Source organism: Paenibacillus sp. FSL H7-0943, from assembly GCF_037963265.1.
Classification (GTDB): domain Bacteria; phylum Bacillota; class Bacilli; order Paenibacillales; family Paenibacillaceae; genus Paenibacillus_AQ; species Paenibacillus_AQ odorifer.
The window spans coordinates 3,793,270-3,817,963 of record NZ_CP150148.1; the positions used below are offsets into that span (position 1 = coordinate 3,793,270).

General features: G+C 43.7%; 19 protein-coding genes and 1 pseudogene. 6 read left to right on the forward strand and 14 right to left on the reverse strand.

Translation table 11 applies throughout. The features are described 5' to 3' along the window. Window positions 1–70 precede the first annotated feature (70 nt). Window positions 71–952, forward strand: coding sequence for a polysaccharide deacetylase family protein (locus tag NSQ55_RS16590; protein ID WP_076184412.1), 882 nt, complete (start codon window positions 71–73; stop codon window positions 950–952). A gap of 100 nt (window positions 953–1,052) precedes the next feature. Here NSQ55_RS16590 and NSQ55_RS16595 read toward each other — a convergent pair whose 3' ends face one another. After that, window positions 1,053–1,709 (reverse strand): 3D domain-containing protein, encoded by a 657-nt coding sequence (locus NSQ55_RS16595; RefSeq protein ID WP_076130047.1) that lies wholly within the window; start codon window positions 1,707–1,709, stop codon window positions 1,053–1,055. Between the two features lie 400 nt (window positions 1,710–2,109). Here NSQ55_RS16595 and ppk1 point away from each other — a divergent pair, with 400 nt between their 5' ends. Then, entirely contained in the window at window positions 2,110–4,224 is a 2,115-nt protein-coding gene (gene ppk1 / locus NSQ55_RS16600; protein WP_076130046.1) for a polyphosphate kinase 1, read from the forward strand. Here ppk1 and NSQ55_RS16605 read toward each other — a convergent pair. From NSQ55_RS16605 to glgB, 5 genes and pseudogenes are all read right to left on the reverse strand, one after another. Next, entirely contained in the window at window positions 4,172–5,701 is a 1,530-nt protein-coding gene (locus NSQ55_RS16605) for a Ppx/GppA phosphatase family protein (RefSeq protein WP_076130045.1), read from the reverse strand. The genes ppk1 and NSQ55_RS16605 overlap by 53 nt on opposite strands. 162 nt (window positions 5,702–5,863) lie before the next feature. Beyond that, on the reverse strand, window positions 5,864–6,586 hold the full coding sequence (locus NSQ55_RS16610; RefSeq protein WP_076130044.1) for an amino acid ABC transporter ATP-binding protein: 723 nt from the start codon (window positions 6,584–6,586) through the stop codon (window positions 5,864–5,866). Continuing rightward, a pseudogene (locus NSQ55_RS16615) lies at window positions 6,573–8,036 on the reverse strand (ABC transporter permease subunit); the annotation flags it as partial. The gene NSQ55_RS16610 and the pseudogene NSQ55_RS16615, both read right to left, overlap by 14 nt. 452 nt (window positions 8,037–8,488) lie before the next feature. After that, complete coding sequence (gene glgA / locus NSQ55_RS16620; protein ID WP_076130043.1) at window positions 8,489–9,913, reverse strand: glycogen synthase GlgA; 1,425 nt, start codon at window positions 9,911–9,913, stop codon at window positions 8,489–8,491. A 47-nt stretch (window positions 9,914–9,960) separates the two neighbouring features. Continuing rightward, window positions 9,961–11,898, reverse strand: coding sequence for a 1,4-alpha-glucan branching protein GlgB (glgB, locus tag NSQ55_RS16625; RefSeq protein WP_339168104.1), 1,938 nt, complete (start codon window positions 11,896–11,898; stop codon window positions 9,961–9,963). A 216-nt stretch (window positions 11,899–12,114) separates the two neighbouring features. Here glgB and NSQ55_RS16630 point away from each other — a divergent pair, with 216 nt between their 5' ends. Continuing rightward, window positions 12,115–13,338: a glucose-1-phosphate adenylyltransferase gene (locus NSQ55_RS16630; RefSeq protein WP_076130041.1), complete on the forward strand. Its 1,224-nt coding sequence runs from the start codon at window positions 12,115–12,117 to the stop codon at window positions 13,336–13,338. A 100-nt stretch (window positions 13,339–13,438) separates the two neighbouring features. Here the strand turns inward: NSQ55_RS16630 and NSQ55_RS16635 are convergent, their stop codons facing one another. The 6 genes from NSQ55_RS16635 to NSQ55_RS16660 form a co-directional block, all read right to left on the reverse strand. Beyond that, a complete protein-coding gene (locus NSQ55_RS16635; RefSeq protein ID WP_081387749.1) occupies window positions 13,439–14,497 on the reverse strand; it encodes a GNAT family N-acetyltransferase in 1,059 nt (352 codons plus the stop codon). Between the two features lie 6 nt (window positions 14,498–14,503). Continuing rightward, window positions 14,504–15,970, reverse strand: coding sequence for a HAMP domain-containing sensor histidine kinase (locus tag NSQ55_RS16640; RefSeq protein ID WP_051491526.1), 1,467 nt, complete (start codon window positions 15,968–15,970; stop codon window positions 14,504–14,506). Further along, window positions 15,967–16,665, reverse strand: a complete 699-nt coding sequence (locus NSQ55_RS16645; RefSeq protein WP_036687642.1) for a response regulator transcription factor — start codon at window positions 16,663–16,665, stop codon at window positions 15,967–15,969. Before NSQ55_RS16645 ends, NSQ55_RS16640 begins: the two co-directional genes overlap by 4 nt. Next, window positions 16,658–17,938: a hypothetical protein gene (locus NSQ55_RS16650; protein ID WP_339168106.1), complete on the reverse strand. Its 1,281-nt coding sequence runs from the start codon at window positions 17,936–17,938 to the stop codon at window positions 16,658–16,660. Before NSQ55_RS16650 ends, NSQ55_RS16645 begins: the two co-directional genes overlap by 8 nt. A gap of 34 nt (window positions 17,939–17,972) precedes the next feature. Beyond that, a complete protein-coding gene (locus NSQ55_RS16655; protein WP_339168107.1) occupies window positions 17,973–18,698 on the reverse strand; it encodes an ATP-binding cassette domain-containing protein in 726 nt (241 codons plus the stop codon). Between the two features lie 90 nt (window positions 18,699–18,788). Continuing rightward, a complete protein-coding gene (locus NSQ55_RS16660) occupies window positions 18,789–19,943 on the reverse strand; it encodes an MFS transporter (RefSeq protein ID WP_076130060.1) in 1,155 nt (384 codons plus the stop codon). 159 nt (window positions 19,944–20,102) lie between these two features. Between NSQ55_RS16660 and NSQ55_RS16665 the strand changes: the two genes are divergently transcribed. The 3 genes from NSQ55_RS16665 to NSQ55_RS16675 all read left to right on the forward strand — a co-directional run bounded on the left by NSQ55_RS16665 (window position 20,103) and on the right by NSQ55_RS16675 (window position 22,619). Then, the gene (locus tag NSQ55_RS16665) at window positions 20,103–21,020 is read left to right on the forward strand and encodes a helix-turn-helix domain-containing protein (RefSeq protein ID WP_076213494.1); all 918 of its coding nucleotides are present in this window, start codon (window positions 20,103–20,105) and stop codon (window positions 21,018–21,020) included. A gap of 36 nt (window positions 21,021–21,056) precedes the next feature. Further along, window positions 21,057–21,803 (forward strand): HAD hydrolase-like protein, encoded by a 747-nt coding sequence (locus NSQ55_RS16670; protein WP_076281727.1) that lies wholly within the window; start codon window positions 21,057–21,059, stop codon window positions 21,801–21,803. Between the two features lie 108 nt (window positions 21,804–21,911). Beyond that, window positions 21,912–22,619: a DsbA family protein gene (locus tag NSQ55_RS16675; RefSeq protein ID WP_339168111.1), complete on the forward strand. Its 708-nt coding sequence runs from the start codon at window positions 21,912–21,914 to the stop codon at window positions 22,617–22,619. Window positions 22,620–22,761: 142 nt separating this feature from the next. Here the strand turns inward: NSQ55_RS16675 and NSQ55_RS16680 are convergent, their stop codons facing one another. Further along, a complete protein-coding gene (locus tag NSQ55_RS16680; RefSeq protein ID WP_076130038.1) occupies window positions 22,762–23,718 on the reverse strand; it encodes an ABC transporter ATP-binding protein in 957 nt (318 codons plus the stop codon). Further along, window positions 23,708–24,694 carry an ABC transporter ATP-binding protein gene (locus NSQ55_RS16685; protein ID WP_076281726.1) on the reverse strand — a complete coding sequence of 329 codons (987 nt, stop codon included), beginning with the start codon at window positions 24,692–24,694 and terminating at the stop codon, window positions 23,708–23,710. Before NSQ55_RS16685 ends, NSQ55_RS16680 begins: the two co-directional genes overlap by 11 nt.

Consider the following 24,694-nt stretch of genomic DNA (forward strand, 5'->3'; position numbering starts at 1 on the left):
AATTCATCCTTCAATGGAGATAACAATGAAGAATATGGTGATGATCAGGTAGTAAAGGAGGCATATGGGGATGTATGATCAACGGAGAGTCCAGAAACTGCTAGTAGTATTAGGATCAATCATTGTCCTGCTATTTCCAACCTCTTCAGCAGAGGTTGCTTCAGCCCCAGCTCAGAGTCAGAAATCCTCACAGGATCAAATTAAAAGCACGCAAACCACTGACGAAGACAAGGCGATATCTGCGGGAACTTCTACTACAAATAATTCAACGAGCAGCAACAATAAGAACACTAAGGGCTTGTCTCTGAGTCAGCTATTACACAAATATCCCGAGACCTTTAAGACCAGCGGTCCTCGGAATAAAGTCATCGCCTTAACTTTTGATGATGTGCCTGACCCAAGGTTTACACCCCAATTGCTAGATGTTCTTAAGAAATATCATGTCAAAGCAACCTTCTTCGTGGTGGGAAGCCGAGCTGAGAAACATCCCGCTCTAGTGAAGAGAATGATTAGAGAAGGACATGCTATTGGAAATCACTCTTATGATCATCCTCAGTTTGTAAAGCTAAAGATGCATGATTTCAGATCACAGATCATTGAGACCGAGAACATTATTCAAACCTTAGCCGGATATAAACCACGCTTGATTCGTCCACCCTATGGAGATATCTCTGAGCAACAGTTGAGATGGGCAAAAAATCATGGTTATAAGCTTGTAAATTGGAATGTGGATTCGTTGGACTGGAAGGGACTTTCCAAAACTCAAGTTAGAAATAACATCTTAGCTAATGCTGGAAAAGGAGCAATTATCCTTCAGCATGGTGGAGGTGGGCCGGGTAGTGATCTTCGCGGAACGATTCAGGCTTTACCTGAGGTAATCACGATTATGCGTAAACGTGGCTATTCTTTCGTTACCGTTCCTCAATTGCTGCAGGTCTCTAAAAATAAATAAACAAGAAACGGAGGCAGCCGCTAAGGACTCCCTCCGTTTCTTGTTTGACCTTTTTAACCCAATTCATATCTCTATAATAAATCTCTATATTTTTATCTAGCTATTTAACAATGTATAATTGTACATATTGATAACCAAAATCGGCTACAAAGCTTTGGCTGCCTGGGATAAAGATATCGATCCGGTTACCTTTAATGGCACTTCCCATATCGGTTGCAGTAGCCAGAAAAGCTTCTTTAGGCAATCCTGCGTGTGAATGTCCGGTAACCAATACTTTTGTTCCGAGAGGAATTACACTTGGATCAACTGCGATGGTTCCTAGCTTGAGTGGGTTCCCGAAATAATCAACGGCACCCCAGCCTCCATTCTCACTAGCCGCTGAGGAATAAGCAGAAGCCTTAACTTGTATCGATTTCTCGTAGTTAAAGGACTTGCCCCATGCTTCAACTGTTTTTGATTCTGGAGTAACATTCAGGCTTGGTGTAAGCACTGGAGTTTCTGTCGTAGCCACAGACTCTGCTTGCATTTTACTTGGGATCGTTATTTTAAGTCCATCGTAAATATTAAGAGCAGCAACGTTTGGATTAGCTTTCATTAAATCATTAACACCGACATTGTATTGCTGAGATAGAGTATAGAAAGTATTGCCTTCCTTTGCAATATGAACGCTGTCTGCAAAAGCAGGAGCGGTGTGCAGCAATGCACTAATTCCCATAACTGCAGCAAGGGTTTTAATGGTTCTGAACTTGTTCTTCATAAATGCCTCCTCTTTAGATGGGCGTAAGCGGTATGACTTCCGTATACGCTCGTGTACATTTCCTGTACTTATGTACATCTTGTGTGATGTCCTGATGTATTGTTGTCATTTGTAAAACTGACAGGACTTAATATATCACAATTTTGTAACCTATGCGTATGTAATTGTTACCATTCTGAAATAACATGTTTAATTATTGTCTTTTGTCCATTAAGAAGTTAACGTAATTTTGATTATGTTAACTAAATAGCGACAATCACATCCTATTATATAAGATAATTAAATAATATTCTTTGAGATTTTACATAGATTTAACATTTCGTGCCTCATCCAATAGTAAAATGATAGAATATGATAAATAGATTTGAGATATAGACATCGAAGCATATTTGGAGGTCCCATGAATACAGAAGAGATTAAAAACAATCAGAGCAGTCCAGCCACTGCTTACCTCAATAGGGATTTGAGCTGGATCGAATTTAACCGCCGCGTACTCAAGGAGGCGCAGGACCCTGATAACCCTTTAATGGAACGTGCCAGATTTCTGGCGATCGTCTCGAGCAATCTGGATGAATTCATAAGCGTTCGTGTGGCGGGAATTCAGGATCAGATCCGGGCGGGCTATACTAAAAAAGATTTCACAGGCTACACCCCTTCCGGGCTGTATAAACGCCTCATCAAACGCGTAACCAAAATCATTGCCGATCAATACCGGACGTTCCGTGATATTTCGCGGAGTTTGCATAAAGAAGGCATCGTATTTGTGGATTATGAGGATCTTACCCATGCCCAAGAGCAGTCCATAGAACAGTATTACCGGGATATCATCTATCCTGTACTAACGCCAATGGCTGTTGATCAGAGCCGGCCGTTTCCACTCGTGCACAGCCAGTTTATCTACCTAGCTGTTGTTCTTACTCGTAAGAATGGTCTTGAAGAGGAGCCTTATTTTGCTATCCTGCAAATTCCTTCGAATCTGCCAAGATGTATCCCTCTTCCCCACCGCTCTAATAGTAAGAAAAGACAATTTGTATTTATTGAAGATGTGATCCGCCATCACATTCAAACCTTATTCAGCGGTTACGAACCTGTTGCGGTTAGTGAGTTTCGTTTGACTCGTAACTCAGATCTTACGATCGATGAGGAAGGTGCAGAGGATCTGCTGGAAGAGATCGAAAAAGAGCTGCGCAAGCGTCGTCGCGGGGTGCCAGCCCGTTTGGAAGTACAAAAAGGTATCCATCCCTATGCTCTTGAGCAGCTGCAAGCGGAATTTGAGCTGGAGGACTTCGTATTTGAAATTGAAGGTCCGCTTGATCTAGGCTTTCTTCGTAATTTTGCCGGAAGCCTAAAAGGTTTTGGTTACATGAACTATCCACCTATTGAGCCGGTTTATCCTGCTGAATTTCAAGAAAATGAGGATTTCTTCGAGGTGCTGCGTGAACGGGATGTATTAGTCTACCACCCTTACGAGTCTTTTGATGCAATGACAGACTTTATCATTCAAGCTTCAGAGGATGAGCAAGTGATGGCGATTAAAATGACCTTATACCGTGTCAGTGGAAATTCTCCACTTATTACTGCACTAGCCAATGCTGCGGAGTCTGGTAAGCAAGTTACAGTGGTTGTAGAGTTAAAAGCTCGATTTGATGAGGAACGGAACATCGCTTGGGCACGCCAGCTTGAAAAATCAGGCTGTCATGTCGTTTATGGTCTGATCGGACTCAAAACGCATGCCAAAGTGACCTTGATTGTCCGCCAGGAAGGCCCTGAACTGCGCCGTTACGTGCATGTAGGCACAGGAAATTATAATGACAGTACAGCCAAGGCCTACACGGATCTCAGTCTATTCACCGCCCAAAGCGATATCGGACTGGACGCTTCTGAGCTGTTTAATCAAATGACTGGATATTCGGCTAATTTTGACTGGCATTCCTTCATTGTTGCACCGACGAATATGAGCTTATCCTTGCAAAAGCTAATGATGCGTGAAGCTGAACATGCACGGGCAGGCAGACCCGCTCGCATAATCGCCAAGATGAACTCGCTCTCTAATCAGCAAGTAATAGACGATTTATATAGCGCAGCCCAAGCCGGTGTCTCCATTGACTTAATCGTGCGAGGGGTTTGCTGCCTACGTCCGGGAATAGAGGGCTTAAGCGAAAACATTACCGTACGCAGTATTGTAGACCGTTTTCTGGAGCACTCCCGGATCTATTATTTCGAAAATGGCGGCAAACCTGAGGTGTATTTATCCAGTGCCGACTGGATGACTAGAAACCTAACCCGCCGGATTGAGCTGATGTGTCCTGTCAGAGACAGCGGCATCCGTAAACAGATCGTCAAGATTCTAGAGTTGTCTCTAAAAGATAATGTTAAAGCCAGCTTCTTGCAGGCTAATGGATATTACGAACAACCAGACGACAAAAAGGCCCCTTTCCGGAGCCAGTTTGCTGCAATGGATGTTACACGTTGGAAGGGAAGCCGAGTTTTACCTTCACCGCCCAAGCATTCTTAAATGCTTTTATCGCGTTCTCAATGTCCTCTAGGCCAATTAGCAGTGACGATGCGCCCTCTAAGTCCAGATGAAGCGTATTGCCGTGCAGATTGGCCTTCAGGCCGCTTACAATTCCAATCTCCGTGCTGTCCAACGCAATGCTAAGCTGGACAAGCGACCCGAGCTTATGAATCCACTCTTCGTCGGATGGCAGCAAAATGTCCTTATGTTGTTGGGACAATTTCTGCTTCCGGCTTTTTGTGCTGTATGAGGCAATCATGGCGCAAAGAATAAGCTGACGGTGGGTAAGTCCACGAATTGGTGAATTCATCAACCAATACAAAGTATGTCTTTTGGATTGGTAATAGTTAATATTCGTTCCCGTACGATGCAGCATGATGGACACGTAAATTAACATCTCGTGCTCTGCTCTATTCGATTCATCTTTAAATGCGTCAAACAGGCTGAGTGCTAGCTTGTTGATATGATCTAAATACCGTTTAGAAGTATGAATATCAAAGCGAATGATCGTGTTTAAGCTATATTCCAATGCACTATCACGCACTGGCTGCTCCGGCTCCAGCAGATCATGCAGCAAGCCTTCTCTGAGCCCTTCCCCGCTGATTACCGCCTCACTCGCCCCAATATACTGATACACCGTATGGAAAATAATCAACCCGGATACAATGATATCCGCCCGACTCTTAGATAATCCATCTAAATCCTTACGTTTTTCGTAAGGCATTGAAGGTAAGGTGTTCATAAAGTGCTCAATCGTCTCACTGGTCATCGTATAGCCATGGGAGTTAGGCAATGAGTATGCTCGTGTCTTCTGATCCAGCTTCCCTAAGGAACGAACCGTCCCTCCTAAACCGAATAAAGGAAGCCCAGCTTTGGCATTTAGCCAATCATGCTCAACCAGTCTGCCGAGAACAAAAGTCTGCAGCTTGTGAATCTGCTCATCGCTCCAATTCCCACCTTGGCCAAACATTAGGTTGGTATTTACTGCCCCGAACGGGAAAGAAATGCTGTGTTGATAACGCCGCTCACAAAAAAGAGTGATTTCAGTACTCCCGCCACCAATATCAATGACATAACCATCCTCTACATTAAAGGCATTAATAACACCCAAGAAGCCATAATATGCCTCCTGGTGGCCACTGATCACCTCAATCGGAATGGAAGAGGATTGTGACAAAAAGCTTATTATTTCACTTGAGTTAGCCGCATTACGAATGGCTGCCGTTGCACCCGCCCGAATGGTTTCCACTGCAAAAGCGTTGCAGATTTCCTTAAACTGCCGCAAGACCGGAACTATCGTTTCCATGTCCTTTTGTTCCAGTCTATTCTCCTTTGTAATCTTCTCACTAAGGCGAGCGGAGTACTTACACTCCTTGATGATCTTATAGCCTCCTTCGCGCGTTGTATCATAAATTACAAGACGAATGGAGTTCGAACCAATATCAATAATGCCTATCCGGCGTAGATCATCTCTCATTATGTATGTACTCCTTTTCCTGTTGATTGACTGACCATCTATTATACATGGTTTACATAAATAAATGAACTCAGCCCCCAGCGATATATTCCCACATTACCCTCAGGACCCTATAACAAAACGGCCACCGGATACTTGTCCAGGGCCGTTTTGACGAATTCTTTATAATACTTTACTTAAAAAATCCTTAGTCCGAGCATGTGTAGGATTACCAAATACTTGTTCAGGAGTACCCTGTTCAACGATGAACCCGCCATCCATAAACAGAATGCGGTCACCCACTTCACGGGCAAAGCCCATCTCATGTGTAACAATAACCATTGTCATTCCGTCTTCGGCAAGCTTTTTCATAACCTCAAGTACCTCTCCTACCATTTCCGGATCAAGCGCTGAGGTAGGCTCATCAAAAAGCATCACATGGGGCTGCATGGCTAATGCACGAGCAATCGCGATCCGCTGCTTTTGTCCACCGGACAATTGAGCTGGATAAACATCCTTTTTATCTTCAAGGCCTACAGTCTTGAGGAGCTCCATTGCGAATTTATCGGCCACAGCCTGCTGCTGTTTTCTTACTTTAATCGGTGCGAGCGTAATGTTTTGCAGAACGGTTTTGTGCGGAAAAAGGTTGAACTGCTGAAAAACCATCCCCATCTTCTCACGCGTTGCATTGATATCATGCTTCTTTGAGGTGATCGATTCCCCTTCAAAAGTGATCTCGCCACCTGTAGGCTGCTCCAATAAATTCAAGCAGCGCAGAAAGGTACTTTTTCCCGAACCACTGGGCCCGATTACAACGACAACCTCACCCTTTTTAATCTCCAAATCGATTCCTTTGAGAATCTCCAGCTTTCCGTAATGCTTCTGCAGGTTCTTAACGGCGATCATCGGTATTCAGCCTCCTTTCGAGTCTACCTAGGATCTTGGAAAGCGTAAATGTTAGAACAAAATACATAAATGCAGCAATCACGAGTGGTGTCATGCCATCATACGAAATCGTTGTAACTGTACGAGCTTGAAACATCAAATCCGTTACTCCGATAAATGAAATAATCGATGATTCCTTGATAATGGTAATGAACTCATTACCGATTGCCGGAAGAACACTTTTAAGTGCCTGAGGAAGTACAATATGACGCATGGTCATCCCTTGTTTCATTCCAAGTGAACGTGCGGCCTCCGTTTGTCCACGATCGACACCCTGAATCCCGGCACGAAAAATTTCTGCCAGATAAGCAGAACTGTTAATGGAGAGTGTAATCGCCCCGGACTGAATCGGAGTAAACTCAATCCCAAATGTCGCCAGCCCGTAATGGATGAGAAACAATTGCACAAGCATTGGAGTGCCCCGCAAAAATTCAACCCAAGCTGTGGCTAAGAAACGTAACACTCTCCATTTTGACATGCGTAGTAGAGAGACGATAATCCCAAGAATGAAGCCAAATAATACACCAAGAACAGCAAGTAGCAAGGTATATTGTAGTCCAGTCAAGAAAAGATCACGATAATCATAAGCCATTCTAAATAAAGTAATATCCAATATCTTATCCTCCTATCTCCAAAAAAATAGAAAATAGCAAAGTTCCGCTATTTTCTGTAATACACATACAATTTACTTCAGCAGACCTAAAACAATATACATTCCTTACTTCGTGCTTTCAGCAAGCTCGCTGGCAGCCGCTACATATTCATCAATCTTACCTTCTGATTCTAGACGTTTAAGTGTAGCATTTACTTTATCCAGAAGCTCTGTATTGCCTTTTTTAATCCCAATTGCGTATCCATCATCTTCTACTTCAGGCTTAGCATCGGTAATTACAAGACCCGCTAAATTCTTAACAAAAGATTTGGCTACAGGTCCTTCAATAATTGCTGTATCGATACGGTTAGATTGCAATTGCAGAACGATCTCGGAGATTTTACCAAGAGAAGTGATTTTTGCGCCTTCAATCTCTTTGGCGATTTCTTCTTGAATAGAGCCTGTCTGTACACCAATTTTGGTACCCTTCACCGCGTCCATAGTAGCGTATTTATCTTTATCTGCTTCGCGTACTACAATAGCTTGTTCTGCTTTGTAATAAATATCTGAAAGTTCAACCGCTTTTTTGCGTTCTTCAGTCGGGCTAAGGCCGGAAATTACCATATCTACACGTCCACTGGACAATTCGTTAAGCAGTGAATCAAAAGGCAGATCCTTAACTTCAAGCTCAGCGCCCATGTCGGCAGCAATTTCCTTAGCGATGTCGATATCAAAACCTACGATGGTATCTTTTCCGTCCACTACTTTATGGAATTCGTACGGAGGAAAATCTGCACTTGTTCCCATAATCAGCTTTTTAGTAACTGCACCGGAATTTGCATTACCACTAGCAGCGGTATCATTATCATTTTTATTTTGACCGCAGCCTGAAAGCAGACCTACCGCTAATACCATTCCTAAACTAAGTTTACCCCATTTGTTCATTTCTATATCTCCCCTATTCATATGAAAAAATCTAAGTTGACCCAATGACTGACTTATTATAAATCAGAACGCATGAATATGCAAAGGCATAATTGTGACAATAACTTCCTTTTAATGGATTTCTATGAGGGGAATTCTATAATACGCAGCTAAAAAATCACTTTTATTCACGTTGAAGCTAAATTTATACATTTTTACTATCCCCTATACTGGCTAAATCATTCGACTGTTTATTCCTAGTTTCATAAAAAAAGGACTGCTCCCAGAGTATTTACCATACTCCCAGGTGCAATCCCTTATTAACCCATTACAGAATTCGTTAAACTTTATCTGGTTATATCATCGTAGATATCCATGTACTGCTGAGCGGATACATTCCAGCTATAATCTCCCGCGAAAGCATTTTTTGTGATCTTTTTCCAATGTTCAGGCTGCTTGTAAAAAGAAAGCGCCCGGCGCAGCGTAAACATCATATCGTGTGCATTATAATTGCTGAACGTAAAGCCATTGCCTTCACCGGTTTCTTCATTATAAGCGTGCACAGTATCATTTAGGCCACCTGTCTCACGGACAACGGGTATGCTACCATACCGTAAAGCGAGCAGCTGGCTGATGCCACAGGGCTCAAACTTAGACGGCATAAGGAAGATATCGCTGGCAGCATATATTTTTCGTGAGAGTGCATCATTAAATAATATCTGTGAAGACAGCTTGGTCGGATACCGCCATGCCGCTTCCTTGAACCAACGCTCGTAGGATTCATCACCTGTTCCAAGCAGCACAAATTGAATATCCTCGTGATATAGCAGCTCATCCAGCACTCGGGTAAGCAGATCTAAACCTTTGGAGTCCACGAGACGCGTGACCATGGCTACCATTGGGATATTAGCATCCACAGGTAATCCCAGCTCTTCCTGCAAGGCTACTTTGTTCTCCGTCTTCTTGGTCAAATTAGAACGATAACGGGTAACAAGGCTCGAATCTGTCGCTGGATTATAACTTTTAGTATCAATGCCATTCACAATCCCACTTAAAACATCTGACCGTGCGTTCAACAAACCATCCAGGCCGTAACCATAATAAGGTGTGCGAATTTCTTCTGAATAAGTCGGACTGACGGTCGTGACCCGATCACTGAATACAATCCCGCCTTTTAAGAAATTCACATTACCATAGTACTCCACACTACCAAAATAGCTGCTATCCAGACCTAACAGCTCTCCAAGTACCTCATAAGGAAACACTCCCTGATACAACAGGTTATGTATTGTAAATACACTCCGCATTTCACTGTAAAATGGATTGTGGCGATAATGCCCCTGTAGCAGCATTGGAATTACGGCCGCGTGCCAATCATGGCAATGCAGTACATCAGGCTGGAAATCAATGGCTGGCAGACACTCCAGCACTGCACGATTATAGAACGCAAACCGTTCACCATCGTCCATATAACCATAAATTCCATCACGGCCAAAATAATACTCGTTGTCGATAAAATAAACGGGGATACCCTCATAGATAATGCGTTCAATTCCACAGTATTGTTTTCGCCAGCCAATTGGAACATACACTTCCGTTAAATGCTCCATTTGAGCGGTGAACTTGTCAGGAATCCCACGATATTTAGGCAAAATCACTCGTACATCTACCCCGGCAGCCTTCAGCGCTTTAGGTAATGCTCCAATGACATCGGCCAAACCACCCGTTTTGACAAAAGGATGGGCTTCAGCTGCGGCAAATAAAACCTTCATGATTATTTCCCCCTTAAACTGTACGGATTCTCTATTCGTACTTAGATCTATAACTCTTTTGCCTCTTTATTCTTACCCATTCGTGACGTTTTTTTAAACACCAGGAAGCTAAGGGGCGGAAGAGTCAGCTCTATGCTGTTCACCTGATTGTGCCATTCCAGCTTAACGCTCTTTTGAGGGACATTGTGCAATCCGGAGCCACCATACTCTTCATTTTCTGAGCTAAAGAGCTCTTCATAAGTCCCGGCCCGTGGCACGCCTATACGATAATTGTGCCGTTCTACCGGTTGAAAATTGATGACTATAAGCAGCGTATCTCCTGGTTTCTTCCCTCGGCGTATATACGAAATCACACTTTGATCATTGTCATCCGCATCAATCCACTGATAACCCTCTTGAGAATGATCCAGCTCCCACAACGCTTTTTCGGAGCGATACAGTTTATTAAGTGCAGCCGTGTAGGCAAGCATACGACGATGGCTCTCATAATCCAACAGCAGCCAGTCCAGCTGCTCCTGATCCTTCCACTCGATAAACTGACCGAATTCCCCACCCATAAACAGAAGCTTTTTACCGGGATGAGAGATCTGATATCCCAGCAGCTGCCTGAGACCTGCGAACTTTTGTTCATAAGTACCCGGCATTTTGTCTAACAAAGACTTCTTGCCGTGAACAACCTCATCATGCGATAGCGGCAATGCGTAATTTTCGGCATAAGCATAACATATTGGGAACGTAAGTAAATTATGATGATAAGGGCGCCCACCAAAATCATGTTCTATGTAGCCTAGCGTATCATTCATCCAACCCATATTCCATTTGTAATTGAAGCCAAGGCCCCCTTCATGCACTGGTGCAGTAACCCCCGGCCAAGCACTGGACTCCTCAGCCATCATCAATGCTTTTGGGAAATAATGAAAGATAGCCTTGTTCAGATTCTGGATAAATTTGATGGCCTCCAGATTCTCCAATCCACCATTAACATTCCGCCGATATTGATGATCCCGCTTTTCGAAATCTAATCGAAGCATACTCGTAACCGCATCTACACGCATTCCGTCGATATGATAATACTCGAACCAAAACAGCGCATTAGAAATAAGAAATGAAGAAATCTCCGGCTTACTGAAATCAAACGAAAGTGTCCCCCAGCCTGGTTTTTCAGCTAACATTGGATCGGCATATTCATAAAGTGGCGCTCCATCAAACATACGTAATCCGTGTGCGTCTTTGGCAAAGTGAGCTGGAACCCAATCTAAAATCACACCGATACCTGCCTGATGCAGCTGATCGATCAAATACATCAACTCATGGGGTTCGCCATAACGGCTGGTTGCCGCAAAATACCCCGTCCCTTGATAACCCCAGGATAGATCATATGGATGTTCTGCCAACGGCATAAATTCCACGTGTGTATAGTTCATCTCCACCAAATAAGGAATTAACAGCTCGCTCATTTCCCGGTAGGTATAGAACTCACCATCCTCTTTTTGACGCCAGGTACCGAAGTGCATTTCATAAATGTTCATTGGCTGTTGATATGGAGCTTTGCTTTTCCTACGCCATGCTGCATCTCCCCAGCGGTAGCCATCCAGTTCTGTTACTACCGAAGCCGTTGCCGGTCGAACCTCAGCTTTGAAAGCAAAAGGATCCGCTTTAAGGAAACTTGATCCATCTGAGGCAAGAATCCTGTATTTGTAAAAAGTTCCCGGCTGTATTCCCGGAAAAAAACGACTCCAAAATCCTGAATCGGGTATCTTATATAACGAGTCCACGCCCTGTGTTCCGTCCCAATCATTATGATCACCAGCTAGTCCTACATATGTCGCATGAGGAGCCCACACGGTAAAGCGCACACCGGTAACGCCTTCTTCAGCGGCAGTGTGTGCACCCAGCATAGAATAGCTGCGATAATTGGTGCCCTCATGGAACAGATAGATATCAGCAGCTGACGGAAGGGTCTCGATTTTTGCTTTTTCAGCCAATTCTACACCACCTTTTTCAATGTGCTTGTACCTATTACCTTACCCGAATATTACCATTTTGAAAATGTTTTGATGTTAAAAGAAAAGATTTTCTGATAAAGAAATATTAATTGTAATTTTTCTGTTTACAAAGCAATATATTTCACCTATGTCGTTTCAAGCGCTTGTCGTAAGTTTATATTACAAGCATTGACAAAATAATGGGAGGGATAACAAATGAACAACAAAAAAGATTGTATCGCCATGTTATTGGCAGGAGGGGAAGGCCGCAGATTGGCTCCCTTGACTTCCAGTATGGCTAAGCCTGCAGTCCCTTTCGGTGGACAGTATAAAATTATTGATTTCCCGCTAAGTAACTGTGTAAATTCGAACATTGATACAGTAGGTGTTCTGACACAATACGAAGCTGACTCTTTGCATAATCATATCGGTGAAGGTGAGCCTTGGGGCTTAGTTAGTCAAAAGGATAAAGGTGTCACACTGCTTCCTTCAGGTGTTGAAGGCAGAGACAGTTATACAGGGACTGCTGATGCGATTTATAAAAACATTGACTTTATTGATAGCCGCAACCCAGAACATGTGCTCATTCTATCCGGTGACCATATTTACCATATGAATTACCGTAAGATGCTGAATTATCATATTGAAAAAGGAGCAAAAGCAACCATCTCCGTAATGGAGGTTCCTTGGGATGAGGCTAGTCGTTTTGGAGTAATGAACGTAAACGATGATCTGAAAATTTCCGAATTTGCGGAAAAACCTAAAGTACCAAAAAGTAATCTTGCTTCAATGGGTATCTACCTGTTCGAGTGGGCTTATCTGAAGGAGCACTTGTTGCGGGATGCAGCTAATCCTAATTCCAGTCATGACTTTGGTAAAGACGTAATTCCTACCATGCTGGATCAGAACGATGATTTATTCGCTTACCGTTTCAAGGGTTACTGGAGAGATGTAGGTACAGTCGGCAGTCTCTGGGAAGCACATATGGACCTTCTGCAAAAAGACAATGGCATGAAGTTAGACAAGACTCATTGGCCTATGTATAGTCGGGTTCGCCGGACTAAGCTTGCAGTTCATAAACCACGTGTACAGAACCCAGCAACGGACTCTCTCGTGAATGAATCCTGCTCCCAAGAAGGTAGTCTACAACGTTCTGTAGTCTTTAATGGGGTAGAAATCGGTAAGATGAGCCAGATCAAACAAAGTGTTATTATGCCTGGAGTTCGCATTGGCCGTGGAGTGCTGATTGAGAATGCCATTATTGGTGAAGGGGCAATCATTAAGGATGGAGCAGTCATCAAGGGAAGCATAAATAATATCGTTGTCGTTGGACCACATGAGACTGTGGCTGCCAAGCCGGCGGTCCGAAACCAACCTTCCCGTCTGTTTCAGGATGTGTATGAGAAGACAGGACGTTTGCGTGAAGTTCTTCCTTCATAACAACCATTATATAGAAAAATACTTTATATAAAAAGGGGCTGTTGTCCTGGTCGATCATGACCAGAGCAACAGCCCCTTCGGTTGTAAAGAATTAGTGATTTTATGAATTACGGCTAGCCGTCCATTCTCTGTCTAATATGCTCATTTCCACACAATCTACATATTGCTCACCGAATAAAGCAGACTCACGTTGAACACCCTCCCGCTTAAAGCCAACAGCTTCATAAGCTTTCAGGGCAGCCGTATTGAAATCGAAAGCACCCAGAGACAGACGATGCAGGTCCAGACCATCAAATCCGATTCGAAGCATTTCTTGCATCATACGTTTGCCAATGCCTTTACCTTGAAACTCAGGATCTACCACTACCCTGCCGATACGTGCAGAACGATTAACCCGGTCAATGACTGAAAAGCTAATATGGCCCACTACCTGCTGCGTAGCTTCTTGAATTGCACAGAAGATAAGGCGATCGGATAAGCCTGGATGATTAGCATCCTTTAAGTATTTAACAAGCTGCTCATCATCTAAAGGATAAGTTAACGAAGGTCCTGCCCACTGCTTCAGATACTCTGGAGAAACACTCCAGCGCTTTAAGTGTTCAAAATCAGATTCCGATATAAACCTTAGGATCAGACGGTCTGACTCAGCACCTTCCTCAAAATGTTCATATAAGTTCACTAAACGACCATTTCCCATATCGTTAGTGCCCATGTAGTGAAAACCCATGCTCTGATAATAACGATTAAGCTTAATGTTATGTGCCACAGTGTCAAACCTAAGACTCTTACAGCCTAGATCTTTGGCTAGAACTACTGCATATTTAAGCATTTGCTGTCCAAGTCCTCGGCCGCGGTGGGAGTCTTTCACAGCCAATCGGTGCAAATAAGCGTAGGACTCATCATTTTTACGGCCCCAGTACTGTGGATCACTGAATTGCAACGTGAACATGCCAACTACAGCCCCATCGTCAAGGGCTAAATAAACATGTCTGTCAGCGAAATATCCTGCAATATCGGTCTCATTAAATTGTCCGGGTGTCCATTGGTTAATCCCGTTACGCTCCATCCATCCTGCCGCTTCTTGCAACAGCCTCAAGATGTCGTTAACCCGATCAGGCTCTCCACGAACTATACGGATCGAATTCTTCGTTATCCCCATCTCAGGTCACGTCTCCCAATCATCTAATTCAGGAAAGGTAGCTGTAATTTGAGTTACCTCATCTGAGTTAACTTCCGGCTGTGGTTCAGTAAGAGGCAAGATGACGGTTACTTCCGTTCCCTTTCCAAGCTCACTTGCCATATCAAGTGTCCCATTATGAAGTTCTACAATCTGCTGTGAGATCGCTAACCCCAAGCCTGTTCCTCCATTAAGTGCATCCACTTGAAAGAAACGGTCCTTAACTCTGGAGATATGCGCTTCACTAATCCCTATCCCGCTGTCTCGTACCATAATCGCTGTTTCTGTAGCAGACAGCCTCTTTGCTGACAATTCAATACTGGAATCTTCATGTGAGAATTTTACTGCATTGTCTACCAAGTTCAAGAATACCTGTTTTAATCGATTGGCATCCCCTTTAACAAAGATCGCGTCTTCACATTCCAGCAGCAGATGAATTCGTTTCTTTTCCGCTTTAGCCCAAACATTCAGTATGGTCTCTTGTAGCAGCACCTTTACATCTACAACCCCAATCGACAGCTTCATTTGGTTCTGCTGCAGCTTAGAAAAGTCGAGAATTTCCTCCACCAGCCCAATCAGACGTTCACTTTCTTTGGAGATGATGCTGACTCCAAGTTTTGTCTCCTCCGGATCATACCCACCGGAAACCAAGGTTTCGCTCCAGCCCTTGATACTTGTAAGAGGTGTCCGCAGCTCGTGAGAAATGGACGAGATAAAATCATCCTTGATCTGATTACTGCGTACAATCTCCTGAGCCATATAATTCAGCGTTGAAGCCAAATCACCAATCTCAAATTTATAGTCTCCCTTAATCCGTACGTTGAATCTCCCCTTGGCCATCTGGGCTGAAACTGCCGTAATATTATTCAGCGGCTTCACAATCGAATTGGCCAATCCGAAGCTAAACCCAACAACTACAGCCATAACAGCTGCAGCAATAGCAGTAGACAATAAGGTAAGATTAAGCAAATCATTATTGATTTCTTCTAGTGAAGTAATATACCTTAGGACATACTTATCCTGTCCATGAATCTGCAGCATTTTGGAAACCGCCATTACGCTCTCATTCGTGCCTGCCTGACGCCCTACCCAGCGTCCAACGCTGCCGCCAACGGCTTCTGGTACATCACTGGTCGTAATGGTCCGATCCGGCTGAAAGCCAGTGGAACTAGTGATGATATCCCCATTTAGCGATAAGATTTCCAGCTCCGTCTTGCTCAATGAGAACCTCTCCAGTACTTCTTGTAGCAGATAGATGCTATTATCGCTGGGTATCATGTTCTTTTGAAAAAACGACTCTGAAACAGAAATGTGATTTTTAATCTTGCTGTATACACTGTCATAATAATATGTTCTGATGGCCAGCAGGAAGATAACTTCTACGAGGAGAAGCGCCAAAAAAACTACAAGAATGTAGTGCAGAACAATCTGTCTGCGCATCCCCTTCTTAATCATTGTCCTTGGCCTTTCCATCTATATCCGTGCCCCCATACAGTCTGCAAAAATTCCGGCTCCGAAGGATTGTTCTCAATCTTCTGGCGTAAGCGCCGGATATTTACATCTACAATTTTGGGATCACCCATATACTCCTTGCCCCACACATGATCCAACAGAAGATCGCGGCTAAGTGGAGTGTTTTCTTTTTCAAGAAAGAATTGAATCAGAGAGAACTCCGTAGGCGTCAGTTCAATGGCTACATTATCACGTTTGAATTGTTTGGTAATAAGATCCAAGCTGAAAGGCCCCGAATGAAAAGAAACCTTGGCCGACTGTTCACGATGCACATTTACTCGGCGCAGCAAAGATTGAATACGCGCAATTAGCTCCGTTGGGCTAAATGGCTTACTAACATGATCATCTGCACCTACGGACAAAGCGTAAACTTTATCCTGCTCCTGAACCTTGGCGGTAAGAAAAATAATTCCCAAGCGTTCATTAGTCTCCCTAATCCGTCTACAAACTTCAAATCCATCAATGCCGGGAACCATAACATCCAATAACGCAATATCAATATCAGGTATAGTGGTTAATTTATGCAATGCTTCATTCCCGTCAGCAGCCTCCAGCACTTCGAAACCATTACGCTTCAAATTAATGACTATGAAACTGCGAATGGACTCTTCATCTTCCAATATCAGAACTTTACTCATCTATTCCCTTCCTTTCAATAGGGGAGGCAATCTTATTGCTTCCTTCTTTAGTTGTACTTTGTTCTAGCTCACCACGGTAGCCGATGACTTTATCTAAATCCCGTCCAAGCAGCTCCCAGCCTTCATTCTTAGCCTTATCCCATTCCGAAGGAGAAAAGAAGGAAACCTCAGCAAAAGTCTCTCCGGTATCGGTCATGATGAACTTAAGGTTTTTATCCAGAACAGATTTCGTATCAATACTTACCTTTCCATGCAGCTCTGGATCAAAATTAATAGTAAAGCGATCCGATGGATCACGATATAGCTGGACTGCAAAGGTTAGGCCATCTTTTCCATCCCATTTATAATAGGAGGTGAAATAAGGAATATCTGCGGGGTCGAAATACTCCCATCCTTTTGGCGCTTCAAGCAATCCAACTTCAATAATGCCATCATGATCGATATCTTCGCTTGCAATCAGACGATCTTTGTAAGTCCTCGTATCACCTGGCAAAACCACGCGCAGCTTGTTATGCTCCATAAGAACAATTAAGCTATAGGCGGATTGGAAATCCACCGAAGCGTCCAATACGATTCCTTCTTTATCCTTGGCAATCTTTCCTGCGACAATATTGTAATAATTAAAAAAATACGGATCGATATCCTCGAACTTATCGAGCACCTTAAAGCCATCATTGTACTGATAGATCGAAATGGTTGCAAATTCATTTCTTTTAAAATAAACAACGGTGATGTCTTCAATTCCATCCTTGTTAAGATCATCAAGCATATATTTGGTGTAAGGAAGTGAAAGCACTTCTTCCAATGATCCGCTGGAATAGCTATACACGACGAGGCCTTTTTCTTCCCCGCGTGAATAACCTGTAATGATATTCAGCTTCCCGTCACCTGTCATATCTTTCAGATCGACGGACTCCAGCATAGTTCCATCCCCATCAAAAACAAGCTTTTTGACCCAGGCATCTCCTTGCTTCTCTAAGATCATCCCGTGAATCTCTACAGCTTCGCTTGGCGTTCTATAGAACACCAACGACTCCATAATTCCATCGTTATTGAGATCCTCTGTGAAAATTGAGCTCTCATCATTAACCGGGCGGATCAACTCCGTACCCGCTGGAATATGTGAATTAATAGCAGCCATAAGTGTTGCTTTGTCAGCAGACAGCTGCGGAGCTTTCATCTTCGAAACGGGATCACTGATGAAAGTACAACCCGAAAGTACGGATAACGACAGTGTTGCAGCTGCCAGGCACCTAAGACTTTTTATACTCAACCTCATCACTCTTTTCCTTATCCGTGTCCGAACTTTACAAATTCGCGCGTTCCTGAGACGTTAATCTACGTCCCTTTATATCATGCTTAATTCGTCCATCTTCTAGTACCCATATACGTGAAGCGAAACGTTCAGCCAGTTCAATAGGCAGCACCGTCACTACGATAAGACCCGTCTCTTTACACAGTCTGCGCAAAGTTTCCAATACACTTTCTGCCGATTTGGGGTCCAGACCCGTAACCGGTTCATCCGCTAAAATAACTTTTGCACCATGAGTTAATGCTCTAGCAATCGCTACACGCTGACGTTCACCACCGCTTAGCTGGCTAGTCTTCATCTTCGCTTTGTCAAGAAGTCCAAGGGCATCTAATTCATCCATCGCACCCATATAATCATCTGAACGAACCATCCCTGTAACCATACGCCACATTGGCGTCTGTGCGGACTGGCCGATCAGCACGTTTTTCAGCGCTGTGCGGTTAGGATTGAGCTCTGCATTCTGCTCCAGGTAAGCCCACTCCCGGCGAATTTTTCTTTTTCCGGAAAAGGCACTCGCCATAATATCCGTACCGTCCACTCTAAAATTCCCTCTGTCCCACTTCTCTCGCAGCGCTAAACAGCGTAATAAAGTGGTCTTACCGCTCCCACTCGCTCCAAGTATGGCTACGAGTTCACCCGGCTCTAATTGAAATCCTATATCCTGCAGGACCGGATTTTTGTCTTCCCCAACTGCCTTGGCTAAGTGTTCAACTGTGATCATAGTTCAGCCTCTCCCTGTCTTCATCTATAATCTATAGTGTACTCTGAATGTGAGTTCAATTTCCATGCGAGCACTCGTTCTTATCTTACCTCAATTTCTAGGTTGTGGCGAGAATAATAACCCCAGCAAGCCGAACACGATATATAAACCACCCATCAGGGCGAAAATACCGCCGCTTAAGCCCACTTGCAGCAACAAACCACCAATGCCGGGGCCGATAATACTGCCAATACTAAAATGGAAAGAAGCAACCACATTGGCAGCAGGCAGTAGATGTCTTGGTAAAATATCCGCAGCCAGACTTAGACCTAAAGAGAAAAAGGAACCTACTAGTCCTCCTGCGATCATCAGAAGCACCATTGTCAATGTAAAATGATCACCTGCCAGCGGCAACATCGCAAAGGCGATCCCGCCTCCGATCCCGGCAATAATCAGTACCCGCTTGCGGCCAAACCGGTCGCTCCACAGACCTAATGGAAACTGCAGAAGCAGTCCTCCAATCCCCGCAAAAGGCAATAACGCTGCAATTTGATCTGTGCTGTAACCGATACGTAGACCATATACCGGAAAGCTGCTATTTAAGCTGGCTTCCATAAAGCCATATAAAAGGGCTGGAATTAAAGCGAACCAGGCTAAGCTGTAACAACGACCGAAACGGCGAACCTGGCTTTCACCACTCTCCGCTTTATCTGGCCGGGAATCCGGCAGAATTGTAGTCACAAGGATTAAGACTAACAAAAATAGAAATGCGAGAACAATAAAAGGCACGGCCTGTCCATAACGCAGCAGACTAATCCCAAGTGGTCCCAAGCTAAAACCCAGACCATAGGACATGCCATATAGTGAAAGATTACGCCCTCGATGCTCGGCAGGTGTCATAAGCAGAACCCAAAGCTGGGCCCCGTAATTAATCGCAGCATCGCCTACACCCACAAGCAGACGCAATACAAACCATACCTTGATCCCTGTAAAAAAGGGAAACATGAGCAAGCTTACTAAGACTAAACTAATCCCACCAGCTATCAATTTTTTAAATCCAACCGCTCCAAGAACACGTTCAGCAATCAAGGTCATCCCAAATGATCCTATGTATAGTGCAGCAGCATTCAATCCGTTCAGTGACGAGGAGACTCCTTTTTGCTCCAAAAGAATGGATAGAATGGGCAGCAACAGCCCTTGGCTAAGCCCTGCGGCTATAGTAGCGGTAATAAGAATCATGAAAGTCATTTTGCTATTACTTCGTATAGATACTTTAAGCCGGTCTGACACGGATGATATCCCCCTATAATAAAAACAATGATGTGATCTAACGCCAATTGGCAAACACCGAACATTATAGTGGACAACCCTCTTCAAAACAAGAGATAATATGAGAAGTTACGGATTTCTGGGGGTGCATGTTACATGGATTACGAATTAAAAATCGACGTATCGCCGGTTTATGAACTGTTGGACAGTTTTATGATATATGTAACCAGAAAATGGATCTCCAATTTAGACCTCGGTCCCCACTGGGTTAGTGATGTGGAAGATCGCATTACTCCTCATAAAGTAACAGCTCTCATGCAAGCTGCCGAGTGGCCATTTACAGATTATGATGTGTTATATGCTTGGGTTTACAGCCGAGGGCCCGCAACATCAGTGCTGCATTTCCTGGATGATCTGGATTCAGCTTCTATAAAAGAGTGTTATCAGCAGATCGCACCGTTAATTCATGATTTCACCATAGATGAAGCTTCCCGGATCAAGAGCAGCTATAGTCCGCTTCTTAGACTCTGGTATGAGCAATATTTTCGTCATGTTGAACACAAGATTTTACCGTTATTAATTGAAGATGCCTCTGAGAAAAAAATGCTGGAAAGCAAAATGGACCCTATTTCTTTAATTGAATATGCATCCGGTGGTGTAGTTTTCGAGGATATACGGGATCTTAAGACTATAGTATTATTGCCTACCGTTCATAATCGACCAATCAACACCTACTGCTTCTACAAAACTATGGTGATTGTACAGTATCCTGTAGATGTGCCATTGGAAGATGAAAATGAACCACCGATGGTGCTATTGCGCATGACCAAGGCGCTGTCAGATCCAACCAGACTCCGATTGCTTCGGTATGTCGCCCATGAACCCAAATCTCTATGGGAGATGCAGTCCGATCTAAATCAATCCAGAGAAATGCTTATGCATCACCTAATGATCCTACGCGTAGCCGGTTTACTCCGTATCCATCTTCGCGGGGAACAAGACGAGCGCTTCAGTATCCGTCCAGACGGCGCTTCTGAGCTTCAAATGTTTCTAGAATCTTATATTCACCTATAGAACACTATACAGATACAGATCCAAGGAGTGAGAGATATGAAATACACAACTCAACAAGTAATTTTCGATCTAGATGATACGCTGGTTCATTGCAACAAATATTTCGATTTAATTTTAGGGCAATATTTCGAGCTCATGACTGATTGGTTTAATGAATTTGGTCCAAGCACCAGTGAATTACGCAGCAAGCAAATAGAAATTGATGTTGATACCGTCAACACAAGTGGCCTGGCCAGCGACAACTTTCCCAAATCCTTAATCGCCACCTACCGTTATTTCTGCGCCAAATATAACCTTCCGACAGATCGCTTTCAAGAGCAGCAATTACACAAGCTCGGCCTAAGCGTCTATGACCAAGAAATTGAAGCTTACCCTGGCATGGTTGAAACACTCGATACGCTGAAGCAAGAGGGTCACCATTTATTCTTGTATACTGGCGGGGACGACACCATTCAGCAACGTAAAATTGAACAAATGAAGCTGGATGCTTATTTTGACGATCGTATCTATATTCGGAAGCATAAAAATGTTGAGGCGCTTGAAAATATTTTGGCTACCCAAAGCTTTGACCGCAAACGTACCTGGATGATTGGCAACTCGTTACGTACAGATGTACTTCCCGCAGTTACCGCAGGCATCAACAGTATTTACCTGAAGCAGCAAAATGAATGGAGCTATAACCTTATCGAGCTGGAGCAAGAGATGCAGCAAGCCGTGATGACTATTTCGTCCATCCACGAGGTGCCCCCTGTCATTCGCTCAGCCGCTAAATTCAAAAACTAATAACTAGCTACAACGTTACGTAGCATTGTTACAAATGACATATCTTCACTACCTACTGGATGATTATACTATTTTTATAGTATTCCTATATTGTCTAGGAGGTGAGATATGAATAAGAAAGTGTCAGCTAAACAATCTCAGACCAAAAGACCTTTGCTTCCCATGATATTAGGTGTCGTTGTTGTAATCCTTCTCGCTGTAATTGTTTTCATCTTAAACAATAAGACTGATGATACAGCAGATCTACCCAACTACACCGACGTAAAGGGAAGCATTGTTGTTGATGGGCTGAAATATGAGAAGCAACCTCATCTTGGAAGTCCTGATGCCAAAGTTAAAGTTATCGAATTCGCAGATTTCAAATGTCCCGCCTGCAAAATGTGGACTGAAAAGTATCTGGATACTTTTATTAAAGACTACGTAGATACCGGAAAAGTGGAACTTTTCTTCATGAACTTTGCATTTTTGGACCGGGACTCTTATCTTGCCGCTAGCGCCGGCGAAGCCATCTACAAGCAAAGCAACGAGAAGTTCTGGGAATACCTTCATAAGCTGTACGCTAATCAAGGCGATGAGAGCGAAATTTGGGCCACTCAGAAATTCATTTTAAAATTCGTTAAGAATAACATCGAGGGCATTGATTACGCCCAATTTGAAACAGATCTCAAGAATCATACCTATATGTTCGATGTAAAAGAAGACTTTAAGATCGCTGGTTCCTACGGAGTCAACGGTACTCCTAAATTTATGGTGAACGGAGTGCTGCTTCAGGATTCTTCGTATGAAGGGTTAGCAGCAGCGATTGACAAGCAGTAATCAGTCTTTAAACTGCGCCCTATAAGCTGTTCACTTTGAAAAAAGTGGCCTTCTTACAGGGCTTTTTTGTGTGTATGAATTAAAAAAGATGACTTCTGTGATATACAGAAGTCATCTGCTGATTACTTAATTAAGCCACTGCTTATTCTACCAAATGACACACGGCACTATGGCCTTCTGACACGATTTTCCGTTCAGGCTTGACAGCCATACATACATCCGAGGCAAAAGAACACCGCGGATGAAAAGTGCAGCCACTTGGTGGATTAAGCGGTGATGGCACCTCGCCTTGAATCGATACCATCTGCTGCTTCTGCTCCACACTATCCGGAATCTTCAAAATCGAATTTAGCAGGACCTGCGTGTAAGGATGCGTAGGTTTCTTGAACAATTCATCCGCCGGAGCTTGCTCAACCACCTCTCCTAAATAAAGAACCGCGATATCATCACTCAAATACTCCACTACTGCCAAATTATGCGAAATAAAGATATAAGTCAGGTTAAACTCCTTCTGCAAATCCTTTAGTAATTGAATGACTTGAACCTGAATAGATACATCCAATGCGGACACCGGTTCATCACAAATGAGCAATTTGGGATTCAGTGACAACGCTCTGGCAATCCCAACCCGCTGCAATTGTCCACCTGACAGTTCATGCGGATAAGCGTATTGGACTTCAGAAGGCAAACCGACCCGCTCAAGTAATTCGATCACACGCTCATGCCGGCTTACTTTAGTTCCAATTTTGTGGATAGCCATTGCATCTTCAATAGCGTCTCCTACCGTCATTCTCGGACTGAGACTCGCCTTGGGATCCTGGAAAATAATTTGCATATCCCGGCGCATCGCCCGCAGCTTCTCTTTATTTGCCTTTGAGAGCTCCACGTCCTCAAAAAATATTTTTCCTTTGTCAGATTCGAGTAGACGCAGAACCATTCGCCCTAAGGTTGATTTTCCTGAGCCACTTTCCCCAACAAGCCCCAGTGTTTTCCCCGCTTCCAGGGTAAAAGAAACATTCTCGATGGCATGCAGCTTTTTTCCTTGTACCCGAAAAGTTTTCGAGACATTTTCTACGCGCAAGAGCGGATTATTGGGCATAGGAAGCGACCTCCTCAGCATGATGGCAGGCGATCTGATGATCGGTGCTAAAATCACGAAGCTTGGGAACTTCATTCTGACACCGTTCAGTTGTATAGAAGCAACGATCGGCAAATGGGCAGCCGGTCAATGTCTGTGTAAGTGTCTTTGCCGTCTTTGGAATAGGCATTATTTCTTTTCCCTTGTGGCCCACTTCGATAATGGAGCGTTTCAATCCAAGTGAATAGGGATGCGCCGCCTCACTTATGAACTTGTCCGTAGTGGCTTTCTCCATGATTTGGCCCCCGTACATCACGATGATTTTGTCACAAAAGTTGGTCGCAAGGCCAAAATCATGCGTTACCATCACTACGCTCATCCCATGTTTTCTGCGCAAATCCTGCAATAGTGCAAGAATCTGCATCTGCACAGTGACATCAAGCGCGGTTGTTGGCTCATCGGCAATCAATAATTGCGGTTCACATGCCAAAGCAATAGCAATCATGATACGTTGGCGCATCCCCCCGGAAAATTCGTGAGGATAACTTTTAAATCGTGATTTAGGATCCGGAATCCCCATTTCATGCAAGAGCTGAATGGTGCGGTCAAAAGCTTCCTTCCGGTTTGCATATTGATGTGTCAGCATGGCTTCCATTATTTGATCCCCAATACGCATGATCGGGTTCAAGCTGGTCATCGGATCTTGAAAAACAACGCCGATGTCACGTCCACGAATATCTTCTAATTGTTTGGGACGCATTTTAAGTAAGTCCTTACCATTAAACTGAGCTGTCCCCGATGTTATTTTTCCATTTTCACGGATGAGCCCAATTGATGACATCAATGTAACTGACTTACCGGAGCCACTTTCACCAACAATCCCCAAGGATTCATTTTCATTGATCGAAAAACTGACGCCGTTTACGGCATAAACTTCATCTTCACTGCGGGAGAACTTCACATGAAGGTCATCAATAGAAAGTAGCGGTTCACCCAT